The sequence below is a fragment of the Pseudoxanthomonas mexicana genome, from assembly GCF_010093385.1.
GTDB classification, from domain to species: domain Bacteria; phylum Pseudomonadota; class Gammaproteobacteria; order Xanthomonadales; family Xanthomonadaceae; genus Pseudoxanthomonas_A; species Pseudoxanthomonas_A mexicana.
In genome coordinates this window covers 1-14239 of record NZ_PDWV01000014.1, presented here as the reverse complement: position 1 = coordinate 14239, position 14239 = coordinate 1, and the positions used below count along the sequence as shown (strand labels likewise).

Below are 14239 nucleotides of genomic sequence, written 5' to 3'. Positions count from 1 at the left end.
AAGCGACGTTATGCGAAGTACGTTATTGATTATACCGGATTAATTTGGAAATCGCAAGGTCTGTAGTTGCACCGTGCGCTAGCCGGCCACAGACGCGATAAGCTAAGCATTCCTTAGCTCCAGCCATTCTTGATGTCATGACGACGCCATCTGAGCGCACCCGCAATGTGTTGCAGGCGGGCGCGTTCCTCCGGCAGCTAGCGGCCAGCCAAGCCGTGCCCAAAGAGGTGCGGCAAGAGGCATATCGACTGCTGCGGCACTATCCAACCGTCAGCGACATCGAGGCGATTGCTGAGCACGAAGAGCGGCTGCGAGCGCTGACCCAGTCGGCCTTCGTACGACCCTACCTGAGCAGCGAGATCGAGGCGGATTGGTTCTCCGGATACCCGCTTGGCCCTCATCGCATCTGACTATGAAGCAACCGAGCAGGCCGCGTGCAAGAGGGACTACGTCCGCAGAGGCAGCGCTGGAGGCTTCCTTTGAACGGGCCCGCGACAGCGCAGCCGAGGAACGCGCATTCTTCAAGCGACTGATGGATGCGATCGTGTACGTGCATGCGCCCGTCTCGGATGACGCGCGGACACTGCGGCTGGTCCAGTTCCGCCATCCTGACGGTTTCGATGCGATCCCCTTCTTTACCTCGCTCGACAAGGCGCAGGCGGCCAGTTCGGCTGCTGTCAGAATTCTGGGAGTTCCAGGCCGTGAGCTGCTAACCGGTACTCGCGGCGCTACGTTGATGCTCAATCCCAACGACGACGGCGTTGTCCTCTACCCGGAAGAGGTTGCGGCATTGTTGGATACGGGCTTTCTGGCCAGGGTGGAACGGCTGGAGCCGGCGGAGTTCGCGGTGAGACCTGCCCAAGCCGCACCGGCTTGGCTCGCTCCGGCCATCAGCGGCAGCCTTGAACACGCCGACTTCGTCTCGTCGGCGTATCTCCTGGAAACTCACTCGTCGGGGGGCGTCGAACAGCCTCCCGGTCTGTTGATCTGGCTGGTGGTCGACCTGGCTTTCGCCGAGCGGGCGGCTCGTCTGGTGACCACCGCCATACAGCCCTTATGCTCAGATTTGGACGTCATCATCGACTTGGCGGTCCACGACGTATCGCAGCCTTTGCCGGCGGGCCTGGATGATCCTCAGATCGTGCCCATGTTCACGAGAATCAAGCCAACTTGAGCGCAGCTCATCGGCCTATGAGCCCTGAAGACAAACTGCTAGCACTCCTTCCGGAATTGACCGAGGAAGAGAAGGATCGGCGGACCCGCGAAGGTATCGCCGACGTCGACGCTGGACGTACGATCCCGCACGAGGAACTACTGCAATGGATCAGGCGATGGTCGGAGCCTTCTTGAGGGTTTCCGTTGGGTCAGGAGCGTGGAAACTCTTGAATCCAATATTCAAGAAGGGCACGCGTGCCTAAGCAGCACTTCAGAAATGCCTGGGTCACGCGGCTTCTGGTTCGATCAAGCCTAAGTCTGTAATCCACGCACTGCCTGACGTCGAGGGGTGTTTCCTCGTTGAATCATGGTGTTAGAGCCGATTCGGCTGTTTTTCTCACGAATCCCTGCCGGGGTTCGTCTTCGCCGCGGCTGACACGCTATTGGGCGCCGGCGAGCGGCCTACGGTTGAACGCGTACGGCAGGCCCTGGGACGCGGCTCGCCGAACACGATCGGACCGCTGCTGGATATGTGGTGGATGCAGCTGGCAGAACGCCTGCAGCACCGGCTGAAAATGCCGGCGGTGCCGGAGGCCGTGGGCCCGGCCTTAGCCCAGATCTGGGGGCTGGCGCTGGCGGCCGGACGCCAGCAGGCTGAGGCTACGCTGGTGCCCGAGCGCCAGCGGCTGACCGACACCCCGGCCGCCCTAGCGGCGCAGTTGGCCGCTGCCGGCGATCAGGTCCGCCAGGCCCAGACCCAGGCGCAGCAGGCCACCGCCGCCACCCAGTCTGCCGAGGCGGCCTTGGCCATCAGTACGCAGCGCGCCGACGAATTGGCCAGCCAAGTCGGCCATCTGCAGCGCCAGAACGAGGAGCTCCAGCAACGCAATCGCGCCCAGGAAACGCAGCTCCAGGCAGCGCTGGACCGCGTGGAGCAAGAGCGCACCGCCGCAGCGGCCGAGCGTGAGGCGCTGCAAGCCCATCTGCGCCAGGCCGAGGACCGCGGCTTTGCCGAGATCGATCGGCTCCGCCAGGAGGTGAAGGCGACGAAGGCGCAACTGAGCACGCAGGCGCGTGAGCACACCCGCGCCTTGCAAGCCGCCGGCCAGGCTCAGCGGACGGCGGAGAATGCCCAACATGCGGCAGAGCGCGAGAGTGCCGCGGCCCGTGCCCGCCTAGATGCCCTGTTGGCTACGTCGGGCTCGCGCCGAACCACGGCAAAGAAGGCCGCCACACCGCGCCAGCGAAAACCCGCTTCCAAGACCACGTAGTGGGGGCGCTGGTCTGGCATGCGCTTTCGGCGTAGGCTAAGAATTCCTTAGTTTCAGCTTCAGTGCCCGCATGACCATGCCCAGCGAGCGCACGCGAAACCTGCTGCAGGCCGGCGCGTTCCTGAAAGAACTCGCCGCCAACCAAGCCGTGCCAAAGACCGTTCGCCAAGAAGCCTATCGGCTGCTGCGGCATTACCCGACCATCAGCGATGTCGAGGCCATAGCAGGTCACGAGGAACGGTTACGCGAGCTGACTCAATCCTTCTTCGTACGACCCTACCTAACATCGTGCTTCGAAGCGGACTGGTTGCGGAATTACCCCCTCGGCCCGCATCGGGAGTAGGGCATGCCACCTCGACCACGCATGCCGCCAGGCCACCCGGGACCACCCCATCACGAGTTGGAAGCGCGACTGGAGAGATCGAGGCTCGACCCGACCGAGGAGCCGGCGTTCTTCCGGAGCCTGCTTGAGGCCACCGTCTATGTCCATGCGCCGGTGTCGGACGACAGCAAGCACCTACGGCTTGTGCAATTCCGCCATCCGGACGGTTTTGATGCCATTCCGTTTTTCACCTCCCTACAGAAGGCGCAGTTCGCCAGCTCGCGGGCCGTCAGGATTCTTGAGCTTGAGGCACGTGAGTTGCTGAGCCAGACGCGCGGTGCCACGTTGATGCTCAATCCCAACGATGGCGGTGCGGTGTTGTATCCAGAGGAGATCGCCAGTCTCCTAGACACTGGCTATATGGCCCGCATTGAGAAGATCGAACATACTCAGTTGGAAATCCGGCCCGCCACTACCGTCCCGGCTTGGTTGGTAGCTGCCGTGCGCGACAGTGCGCAAGCCACGGACTACGTGGAGGCGGCTTTCATCGTTGAATCAAGGTACGCCAACAACCTGGATGCGCCGCTGGGCCTGGTGATCTACCTCGTGGTCGATCCGTCACTGGCAGAACGTGCGGCTCGCTTGGTAACTGCGGCGGTACAGCCAATGTGCTCGGACCATGACGCGATGATCGACATCATGATCCATGACCGCAGTTTGCCGCTCCCTGAGCACCTAACGCAGCCTGGCGTTATCGCCATCTTCGACCGAACTTCAGGTTGAAAGAATCGCCACACTAAAGCTGTGACTTGCCCGAACTACACGCTAATTCTGTGACTTGGCCGGGAGCGGGGCGAAAAGTCACAGCTTTACCGAGCCCGGTTCGTATCGCGGGCCTTCTGGATGTCGCTCTTGTACAGGCCGCCGCGTGCCATCGCGCTCTCCGACTATTTCGTAATGTATTACATACCACGAAATTACATACCAATCAAGTTACGGAACGGGCAATAATTTGACCGTATTTTGAAGCGGGATAATAGTGGTTTATCCCGCGTGATGACGGGCTGACGGGGGTTACGGCCGCATCGGCAGTACGTTTGGGCTCTCCGGAGCGACTTGCGCCGAGGGTAGCCAGCCGACCTGAGGGCGGCCGCCAATTCCGATCCATGCTTCCTCTACCCTTGCGCTCCGACTCGGAGGTATAGTGCCGGCAGGTCAGCTTGGGCCATTCTGTTGCGGGTGCTGTTGAGCGTTGCCTTGATTCTTAATGGGGCGACGACGGCGATGGCGTCCGTGCACATGGCACATGGAGCTGCATCGTCGGTCGCTGCGCCGGCGCAGAAGACGATTGCCTCAGCTCCATGCCATGAACGCCATGCCGCCTCGGTGAAATCCGATGGCATGGCAGCCCCAGCCGACTCTGCAGCGCCCGATTGCTGTGGTTCCGATTCCAGTGCCTGCCGTTCCGTCTGCATGCACTCGTCCCCGGTCGCCGTGTCGATGACGACCTTCGCTCCGGTGCAGATCGAGCACCCTAGGAGCTTGCGTCCGCTGTCGCTTGGGCACGCGACTCCCGCCCTGCCACACCTGATCCGACCTCCAATCGGTTAAGCGTCCCTCGGCGCTGCATAGCGCCACATATCGCCCGTTTCCGTCTGCAGCCTTGCTGCAACGGTTTCGCATGGCGCATGGCCCGCACGCCGCTGGCCATGACCCGACGCTACCCACGGAGTTCACAATGTCATCCGACTTTCCCGCCGACGGCCAGCACAAGCCGTCGCGACGCCGCTTTGTGCAGGGCCTGGCGGCTGGTGGTGCCATCGCCGGCCTGGGGCTGTGGCCCAAGAGCAGTTGGGCCATCAAGGGCCCTGGCAATCCCAACGTGCTGTCAGGCACCGAGTTCGACTTGGTCATTGGCGAGACGCCAATGAATTTCACTGGGCGCACGCGACCAGCGATCGCTGTCAATGGCTCGATCCCGGCGCCGCTACTGCGTTGGCGTGAAGGCACCACGGTCAACTTGCGCGTCTCCAACGCGCTGCCCGCCGGTTCGATCCACGGTCACGACACCTCAATCCACTGGCACGGCATCCTGCTGCCAGCCAACTATGGATGGCGTGCCCGGGCTGAGCTTCAACGGCATCGGCCGTGGCGAGACCTATCACTACCGCTTCACCGTGCAGCAAGGCGGTACCTACTGGTACCACAGCCATTCCGGCTTCCAGGAACAAGCGGGCCTGTACGGGCCATTGGTCATAGACCCGATCGCGCCCGAACCTTTCGCCTATGACCGCGATTACGTGGTGATGCTGAGCGACTGGACCGATCTGGATGCAGCCGCGTTGTTCTCGCGGCTGAAGAAGATGTCGATGTACGACAACTACTACATGCGCACGGTCGGCGACTTCTTCCGCGATGCGCGCGAGGACAGCCTGAAAGCCACGCTGGCCGACCGCCGAATGTGGGGCCAGATGCGCATGTCGCCGACCGACCTGTCGGACGTCAATGCGAACACGTACACCTACCTGATGAATGGCACGACTTCGCTCGGCAACTGGACCGGGTTGTTCCGTTCCGGCGAGAAGATCCGCCTGCGCTTCATCAACGGCTCGGCGATGACCTACTTCGACGTGCGCATCCCGGGCTTGAAGATGACCGTGGTTGCCGCCGACGGCCAGTACGTGCATCCGGTGACGGTGGACGAGTTCCGCATCGCGGTCGCCGAGACCTTCGATGTCATCGTCGAGCCGTCCGGCCAGGACGCCTTCACTATCTTCGCGCAGGACTCCGGGCGCACGGGCTACGTCAGCGGCACCCTGGCTGTGCGCGAAGGCCTGCGGGCACCCGTGCCAACGGTCGATCCACGGCCGATCCTGACGATGGCCGACATGGGCATGGATCACGGCCAGGCCGGTGGCGAGCATTCCGGCCATGACATGGGTGCGATGCAAGGCATGGCGGGAATGGATCACGGCCAGCCAGCCAATGAACACGCCGGCCACGACATGTCCGGGATGAACATGCAGGGCATGGACATGGGAAGCGGCATGCAGACGCACCCGGCCAGCGAGACCGGCAATCCGCTGGTCGACAACCAGGCCATGACACCGACTTCGCGGCTGGACGACCCGGGCAACGGCCTGCGCGACAACGGGCGCAAGGTGCTCACCTACGCGATGCTCAGGAGCGCGTTCGAGGATCCCGACGGCCGCGACCCGGGCCGCGAGATCGAATTACACCTGACCGGGCACATGGAGAAGTTTGCCTGGGGCTTCAACGGCATCAAGTTCTCGGGCGCCGAGCCGCTGCGGCTGAATTACGGCGAGCGCCTGCGCATCGTGCTGGTCAACGACCCGATGATGACCCACCCGATCCATCTGCACGGCATGTGGAGCGATGTGGAAGACGACAACGGCAATTTCATGGTGCGCAAGCACACCGTGGACATGCCGCCGGGCAGCAAGCGCAGTTACCGCGTGCGCGCCGATGCGCTGGGCATGTGGGCCTACCACTGCCACCTTCTGTATCACATGGAGGCCGGCATGATGCGTGCCGTGCAGGTGCAGGAGGGCGGCGCATGAACGCGACGAACCTGCCGATGCGCCACGGCTTGCTGGCCTTGGTACATACAGCCAGCTAGCTGGACACTGCCGCCAAATGAACTGGACACCGTCGCCAAGTAAACTGGACAGTCCCACCAAGCATCTGGGCATTTGGAGTGTCGGCCTACACGCCTGCACTACTGCTTGATCCTAGCCAGTTCGCAATTCCGAGCGACTCAACCCTCCGTCGAGTGCTCAATAACGAGACGGGTGGCTGCCACATAAGCGCTAAAGGCGTGAGTCAGTTCAGCGGAAGATTCGGACACATCGTAGATCCTGAGGCCATCAATGGCGGATCTTACGTCGACAGGTTTCCCTACCGAATGAAGCTCATGAAATCGCTTTCCAAGGACCTTCGCTGAAGGAAGTCCTAGCACCCAGGGCACCCACAACAAGATTGCATGTCCATTTCGGACAGACGGCTTAGCGCTGAGCCCTAAAGCCATACAGGTTGACTCAGTAAGCGCGAACGAAGCGATGAATTTTCCGTCGACTAGTTTCCTGCTCTTTACGAAACTTCCAGTGTTGGCTGCGACGTAGCCTGACAAATACTCCACAACGTCAGCTTGGCTAGAGAAAAAGTGGCTCGGAAATCGGCCAATAGCTTCAGACTTGAAAGCTGCTCGTGCACGCTCAGCGATCAAGCCTGCTTGCTCTTGTGCAAGAGTTCCGTTCGCTTTGAACACGTGTAGGAGGCGTTCCGTAGGAAGTACGCCCTTTCCTTGACATGCTGCGACCCTCAAACTATTCAAGTACGGAGAGGCATAACCATCTCCGGCACCCATCGAACTTCCCGAGTCTCTTACTGCAGACAGTATCTCTGCAGCGCGCTCCTCGTCATACCTTGATAGCAGCTGGACATCATCATGCGTAGCAAACAAAAGCCTCCGCTCCTGGAGAATTTTGAAAGCACCAAATCCTTTCGCAACAAGCTCTTCCTCAATGGCCTTTATCTGCAGGCCAGCGCGTGCAAAGTCAAGGTTTTGAAAAGCCACAGGACCATTCATCGACAGAAACCCGGCCGCACGCAAACTGGGATCCGCTGCGGCTGCCCTGGAAGAACGCCCGGAGCCATCTCGTTAGAATTGGCTGGCAGTCGCCACAGGCTTCTTACCCTTTGGCTGATGAGTCGCTTCGAGTAGAAGACAAGGCCGGAGTTCAAGTTGTGGGGATCGGCCAGTACGGTGATCTCGTAGGTTCTGTTCATAAACAAAGAACTCGTTCTAATTTCAAACGACCTTGCGCCAGTCATGATGTGTTCGCCGCCCTTAAACCATCTGTTTGCGCCTGCAGCCGAAACATAACCCTGCACCTGGTCGAGTGCCATTGCGTACTTGTATCCGCTCAACATGTAGCTCTCTGGCTTGATCTCGATGATGTACTGATCAATTGCTAGGTCCGTATAACCATCAAGATAGCCCATGTTCCCCACTTTACCTCTGGTCACAGGTAAAGGATTGGTCGCGAGTTCGTTCTCATAGATTCGGTCGTGAACCAATCTCCCAATCTCTGCGTCCTCCGTGTACCCATGCAAAGCATCATTGAACGCTGCACTGAAGGCCGCCTGTAGTGCGCCATTGCCGAACTTTCCGCCCGTCACCTCCGACACGGTGCCGCCAACAAGCGCCGCCACCGCGACTCGAGCTGGTGCGGCGCTTTGGGCACCGTTCCCGATGCCTGCAATCATCGGCGCGCTCAACTCTGCCACGCCCGCACTCAGGAATCCATGCCCGAACTTCCCACCCTGCAGGCGCGACATGACACCACCGGCAACACCGTGGCTGAGCACCTTGTTGGCGAACTGCTCGCCGGTCAGGCCAGTGCCGAACACACCCTTGAATTCCGCGCCGTTGGCGGCCTGTAGCTGCTGGAACTTGGTGCCTATCCCGTAGAAGACCGCCGCCGAGAACGCGCCGAACAGACCGCCCTGTAGCGTCCCCGTGCTGACATAGCCGCTGACGAAGCCCACCAGCATGGCTGCCCCCAGCTTGGTGAACACCGGCGCCAGGTACGGCATGAAGATCGTGCCTACGATGGCGATGATCAGCCCCAGCGCCTGCCGCAGGCTGAAATTACCCGTCGGGTCGGTGTACACCAGCGGGTTATTGAACACGTAGGTGTAGGCATTCCAGCTCTGGCCGTTGGGCGGCGCCTGAATCAGCGGATCGGCCTGCAGGAACCGCCCCAGCGTCGCGTCGTAGATGCGGCCATTCATGTGGATGACGTCCGTGCCGTCCACGTACTCGTGCCCGGTAAAGCCGCGCGGGGTGTTGGACGAGGCGGTACCGCTTCCGGCCGGGTTGCCGAAAGCGCGACGCGCACCGAAGGTGGCGTAGTCCAGCGCTTCGGCCACGCTGCCATCGCTGTTGGCGACGCGGATCAAGCTGCCCAGGTGATCGTGGAACAGGAACTTCGTCGCCTGGACCACGCCATCGACGACCGTCTGCAGGGCTACCCCGGCCACATACCGGCGGGCGGTCTGCAAGCCGTTCTGGATCACGAGCTCGACACCGCCGATGTACAGGGTGATGGTGGCGCCGTCCTGCCGCTTGTAGCGCTGCCCATCCGGGCCGTACCAGAACCGCGTGGTCTGCCCGTTGCCCATCTGGATCTCGTGGGCCTTGCCATCGGCGGTGTACCGGATGGTGCGATCGTTGCTACTGCCGGGTGCATCGCGCAGCGTCTGGTTGCCGCGATCGTCGTAGTAGTAGAACGTGGCGGCGGCGCCGTCACCGGTCCTGTTGACTGCGTGGGGGCTGTTGGCCACGGACGTGACCGCAGCTGAGGTCGTGGCTGTGCGCGTCAGCGTCGCCAACTGAGCGCCCGCGGTGGGCAGCGCGATCTCCTGCGAAGCCGGTCGCGCCGGTTTGGTCCTGCGTTGCCAATCGCCGCCCTGCGGCTGCTCGAAGCCTAGCGACCAGCCATCGGCTTCATCGTCCCAACTTGGACGATCATCGCCTGCGCTGTAGCGGCGGTTGCGATACTCGGGCGCAAACAGCTGGCCGCGGTTCAGCGCCGAAAAACTGGGTCGTGCTGCGGCGCTGGTGAGGCTAGTGAGCGTCTGCGGCGCTTGGCTGGCCAGCGAAGGGATGGCCCCAGCTTGAGGCATCGGCAGCGCACCCACACAGCCATCGGCGCCGGGATAGCCGTATCCCAGTCCGTCCTTGCTACAGATGTTGCCGAGCTGGTCGTAGGCATTGGCCAGCAGCACCTGGTTGACGGTGACGCCATTAGCCATGGTCAACCGCCCCTCGATAACCCGGTTCAGGCTGTCATAGGTGAACTGCTCCAGGTAGCGTCCTTCCTTCTGGTGCGAGGCCAGATTGCCGGCGGCATCCCACACATAGCCTTCCTGCACCAAGTTGCAGTTGGTATTGCCTGCGCAGATCTCCGTCAGGCGCCCGGTAAGGGCGTGGTACTGCCGGCGCACTTCCATGCTGGACTGGCCGGCGCGGATCTCCCGACTGACGTTACCCCAAGCATCGGTGGCCAGCGTGCGGTTGTAGGTGTCGATCGCGCTGCTACAGATCGGATTACTGTCCAACTCATCGCTGGCACAGGTGGCCCGCGCACCGCGCGCCCCGAACTCGGTCTTGCTCCAGGCGCCGCTGGCATCACGCGCCTTCCACGGTCGGCCCAACACGTCGTACTGCACCTCGGTGCCGAACATGCCCTCCTCGACAATGACGCCCATGCCCGCCGGGCGCCCCATCGCATCGTAAAGAAACTGCCGAAGGTAATCGGTCGCGTTGTCGGGTTGTCCCGCCCAAGCCTCGTATTGCCCGGTGGTGGTCTCCATCACCGGTTGGCCGCTGGCGGCGATGTAGCTGTCGTACTCGGTGGTGGTCTGGCTTTCGATAACGCCGCCGGGCAGCTTCGCAGTGATCCGCCAGGCCCGCCCGCGCGCGTCAATCTCACGCTCGGTACGATAGCCACCATTGTCGACCTGGGCGATCACTTCGCCCAGCGCGTTGTACTCCAGCGTCGAGGTGCCCGTGTCCGGGTCAACCTGCTGGATCTTGCGGCCTAGCACGTCATAACTGAAGGTGTTGGTGATTGCTCCCGCGCCTGCGTTGCGGGTGACGCTGGCCACGTTGCCGTCGGCCTGGTAGGTGAACTGCGTGGTGAAACCACTGGCGTCCTGCATGGCCAGCACTTCGCCCTTGCCGTTGACCACCTGCACCGTCGGGTTGCTGCGCTGATCCCACGCCGTGGTGGTCCGTCCCGCGTACTGAGTACTCTGCTGCGATCCATCCGGCGCTTGGATCAGCGTCGGCCGCCCCAGCAGGTCGTAAGTGGTAGCGGCCCACGCGCGCGAGGGCGCACTGCACACGCTGCCGACATCGCTCGGCCCGGTCGTGCCCGCGGTTCCGGCCAGGAAGAATGGCGTGGAGGTCCGCACCACGCGTCCGGCGCCGTCGTACTCGGTGCACGTGGCCGAGACGTCCTGATCGATGACGCCGACGTTGAAGGTCTCGCTGGCCTTCATGATCGGGCGGCCCAGCACGTCGAACCACGTCCATTGGCGGGCGGCCGCGGTGGCGGCAACCTGCTGCCGGAACACCGCCCCGGCCGGACAAGCCACTGCGCCCGTGCCACTGCACCAGCGGTACGTGGTAGTGCCTATGATGCCGCCATTGCCAGGCGACGCCCCGGGCAGGGTCTGCCTCCAGGTGAAGTAGTCACGGCCCAGCGCGCCCTTGATGGCCAGCGAGCGCACGCCGTTGACGTCCAGCACATCGGTGGCTTCGCCGAAGATGTTGCGGGAGACCACGTAGGTGGTACGACGTTCCTCGCCAGTGAACCCGTTCCAGAACGGCTCGTAGGTGGCGACCGGGAAGCGGCCCTGCGTGTCGTACTCCACGCGCGAGTAGCGGCGGATCGCATCGATGCCTGAGGGTTGGAAAACGAAGCCTGATAGCGAGCAGCCTGCGGCGGGGGCTGCACAAGTCACCGATTGCAGGCGATTGCCGAACTCATCCAATGCATAGGCCTTGGCCGAGGCCAGGTTCGCGGCGGCGCTTGGCTGGGGCTGCTCCAACGTCAGCAGACCGGTCCTGGCCCCGCCCATCGCATAGCCGAAGCCGGCCGTGCGCACCACATCTGGATAGCCCGGCCGGCGGTGGGTGATGGTGCTCGCGGTCAGGCGTCCCAGCCGCCAGGCGCCAACGTCATCGCTGTATGTGTTCTGGGTGATTTGCGTGGCGGTCAGGTTCGACGCCCCTGTATAGGTATCCACCACCGTTTGCGTCACGTTGCCATGACTGCCGTAGCTGAAAGCGGTGGCGACCTTGCTTGTGACCTCGCCGGTGAACGGGTCGCGCAAAGACTCTTCGCTGCCCTGGGTGCGCACGTGGATTGGCACCTGCGTCGCCAGCGAGGTTGGCGCCATCTCCCAACTCTGCACGCTATTGGAGAACCACTGGCCACCCAGGTCGGGGTGGGCCACGCCCGGGCCGCTAAAGCACGCGTTTGCGGGAATCGCGTTTAGGCAGGTGGGGGCGACATACGCCCCGCTGACGGCCTTCTTGATGGTCTGCACCGGCATACCGGTGAAGGGATAGTTCTGGGCATAGGTGCTCACCGTGACCACATACCCGCCGGTCTGGTTGGGATCGATCGTCTCGATGCGGCCAAAGCCCAGGAAGCCGCGACCGCCGGCCTGTACCCTGGCGTTGGCATAGCGGTAGTACAGGCTGGCCATGGCGGCGGGATTGCCCGCCCGCGGCGCGCTGCTGCTGGCCTTGGCCACCACATACGTGGGCGCAAGCAGATCGACCACAGGCGAGCCCCGACCCCAGTTCAGGCCATTGCGCGAGCCCGTGCTGCGGCGATAGATCGCCGTGTTGGTCAGCGGGACGTACTGCAGTTGGGTTGTGGCGCCCAGGCCGTTGGTGATGCTGGTGATCAGATCGCGCGGCTGGAAAGTCTGGGCGCTGCGCGAGAAGGCGGTGCCGACGGTGCTGCCCGCAAAGCTCAGCGCCTGGAAATCCATGTTGCCGTCGCCATCGACGTCCCCAAAGATCGGAACGTGCTTGTTCTGATCGCAACCGCTGCCTTGGCACAGCCGTGCGTTGCCGCCAGGCAGCGTGGAGCCGGTCGAGAAACCGCCCTCGGGCAGTGCCCGACGCACGGCGTAGCCTTTGTGGGTGCCATAGTTGATCAGATACAGCATGTCCGCACGGCCATCGCCCGTGACGTCGAGAAAGCGGACCTGATCGCGATAGTCGGTCAACGTCAGTGCGCCGCCGCCGACAAAGTACCGACCATTGTTCAGGGCGTAGGTCCACTCCGAGTTCGACGTGCTACGCACGGCGCGATCGCTCAGGCCATCGCCATTGAAATCCGCGAACACCACCGCATGCGGATTTCCGACAGAGACGACATCGAAGCCTGCCAGTGACACGGTGCTGGCGGTTTGCGCCTGCACGGTCAGCGCGTAGAGGGAGTCGGAGGTGACGCGTTCCCAGCAAGGATCATTCGGCACAGAAAAGGCCACGGCCGTGCCTGCGTCTTCTTCATCATTGTGGAAGCGCGAAATGAAGCCGGGCGTGCCGCCATCATTGACACGACGTTCCAGTGGTCCAATCTCACATCCAGGAAAGCCAGTGAACACGTCGGCACGGGTGGTGATGCGAATCAGCAGGTCTGACGCCGCATCGCCATTGAAATCCACCATCTGCATGAAGCCGGTCTTGGTGGTCAGCGTGCCGGAGATGGTGCGCTCGCAGTTGCGCACCAGATTGTTGAAAGGATCATCACAACCCAGGGCAGGCTCAGGCAGCGTGCTCTCATCCACGATCACCGACCGCTCGCCACCCCAAGCAAAGCCGCCGGCCTGGCGCTCCATCATGCGCGCCCGTAGGGTGCCGCTGGTGGGATATACGATGTCGGTCAGGCCATCGCCGTTGATATCGGCCAGATGGACCTGTGAGGACTCGGCCGTGGCCGAGGGCACGATCGGGGACAGGCTCGCGATCAGATTGGTGGCCATGTCGAAGTGCACGCCATTGGAGGGGTGCACACGCCAGCCTTGACCCGAGGCACTGGAGACGAACAAGTCATCCTGCCCATCGCCGTTGTAGTCGAATAGGTGCCAGGCACCGTCGCCGCGGTCGGTGATGTTGGCCGGCACGCAGTTCCAGGTCGTGTTGGCGTATGCCGGCTGCCCACTGGCATTGAGGCTGCCCAGCATCGAGATCACCCAACTGCCGCCGGAGCAGCCGGCACCGGCCAGGTACAGCACCGCTAGGTCCTGGCGGCCATCCCCGTTGATATCACCCAGCTTGAAGTTCTTGAAGTGATCGGTGGCCAATGTCAGGTTGGGCGGTGCCTCGTACGTCGCGAACGCATGGGTGGCCGTGCTCCAGCCGAACATCGTGGCCGCCGAGCAGACGGCCGCTGTGCTGTCCCGACATTCCTGCAGGCCGATCAGCGTGTCCTGGCCGCTGCCGGAGGGTGACGGCGCATAGGTGAGCACGACATGGCGCGCCTGCTGGTCCGCAGGGCACCCGGCGCCGGCGCTGGCGCAGCTGGTGATACTGTCCAGCCTCTGGGTCGCGGTGACCAAGCCGCCGGCCAGATACCCGCGACTCCATTGCTCGGCAGGCAGCGTGGTGTAATTGAACTGCACCTTGGCATAGGGCGCACTGCTGGATGACTGTCCAGCCAGCGCCACCTTGCCGGTGTAGCGGATCTCTCGGACATGGTGCTCTCCGGTGCCGGCCCCGGCCGGATTCTCGTTGTAGAGATAGTCGATGTATGGACCGGCCAGCCTTTCGTAGACATCCGGTTGCCATAATTGATGGCAATGACCGAGGTGTTTATGGGCAACAGCAAGCAGTACACAGATGAGTTCCGGGCCGAAGCGGTGAAGCAGGTGATCGAGC

General features: G+C 62.6%; 8 protein-coding genes and 1 pseudogene. 7 read left to right on the top strand and 2 right to left on the bottom strand.

The features are described from left to right. The first annotated feature begins 137 nt into the window (after window positions 1-137). The 7 genes and pseudogenes from CSC76_RS07085 to CSC76_RS07055 all read left to right on the top strand — a co-directional run bounded on the left by CSC76_RS07085 (window position 138) and on the right by CSC76_RS07055 (window position 6329). Window positions 138-410, top strand: coding sequence for a BPSL0761 family protein (locus tag CSC76_RS07085; protein WP_046933515.1), 273 nt, complete (start codon window positions 138-140; stop codon window positions 408-410). Between the two features lie 2 nt (window positions 411-412). Then, the gene (locus CSC76_RS07080) at window positions 413-1174 is read left to right on the top strand and encodes an SseB family protein (protein ID WP_162109351.1); all 762 of its coding nucleotides are present in this window, start codon (window positions 413-415) and stop codon (window positions 1172-1174) included. A gap of 388 nt (window positions 1175-1562) precedes the next feature. Further along, window positions 1563-2426: a DNA-binding protein gene (locus tag CSC76_RS07075; protein ID WP_274382086.1), complete on the top strand. Its 864-nt coding sequence runs from the start codon at window positions 1563-1565 to the stop codon at window positions 2424-2426. Between the two features lie 70 nt (window positions 2427-2496). Further along, complete coding sequence (locus CSC76_RS07070) at window positions 2497-2769, top strand: BPSL0761 family protein (protein ID WP_162109349.1); 273 nt, start codon at window positions 2497-2499, stop codon at window positions 2767-2769. Window positions 2770-2826: 57 nt separating this feature from the next. Next, window positions 2827-3531, top strand: a complete 705-nt coding sequence (locus CSC76_RS07065) for an SseB family protein (RefSeq protein WP_162109348.1) — start codon at window positions 2827-2829, stop codon at window positions 3529-3531. A 456-nt stretch (window positions 3532-3987) separates the two neighbouring features. Beyond that, window positions 3988-4359 carry a CopL family metal-binding regulatory protein gene (locus CSC76_RS19400; protein ID WP_379605932.1) on the top strand — a complete coding sequence of 124 codons (372 nt, stop codon included), beginning with the start codon at window positions 3988-3990 and terminating at the stop codon, window positions 4357-4359. Window positions 4360-4486: 127 nt separating this feature from the next. Beyond that, a pseudogene (locus CSC76_RS07055) lies at window positions 4487-6329 on the top strand (copper resistance system multicopper oxidase). A 197-nt stretch (window positions 6330-6526) separates the two neighbouring features. Here the strand turns inward: CSC76_RS07055 and CSC76_RS07050 are convergent. Further along, the gene (locus CSC76_RS07050) at window positions 6527-7357 is read right to left on the bottom strand and encodes a hypothetical protein (protein WP_162109346.1); all 831 of its coding nucleotides are present in this window, start codon (window positions 7355-7357) and stop codon (window positions 6527-6529) included. After that, entirely contained in the window at window positions 7354-14028 is a 6675-nt protein-coding gene (locus CSC76_RS07045) for an FG-GAP-like repeat-containing protein (protein ID WP_238394896.1), read from the bottom strand. Before CSC76_RS07045 ends, CSC76_RS07050 begins: the two co-directional genes overlap by 4 nt. Window positions 14029-14239 lie beyond the last annotated feature (211 nt).

Bases quoted from the DNA above. Each gene is read 5' to 3' on its own strand.
- CSC76_RS07085 (WP_046933515.1), top strand. From the start codon at position 138: ATGACGACGCCATCTGAGCGCACCCGCAATGTGTTGCAGGCGGGCGCG.
- CSC76_RS07080 (WP_162109351.1), top strand. From the start codon at position 413: ATGAAGCAACCGAGCAGGCCGCGTGCAAGAGGGACTACGTCCGCAGAG.
- CSC76_RS07050 (WP_162109346.1), bottom strand. From the start codon at position 7,357: ATGAATGGTCCTGTGGCTTTTCAAAACCTTGACTTTGCACGCGCTGGC.
- CSC76_RS07070 (WP_162109349.1), top strand. From the start codon at position 2,497: ATGACCATGCCCAGCGAGCGCACGCGAAACCTGCTGCAGGCCGGCGCG.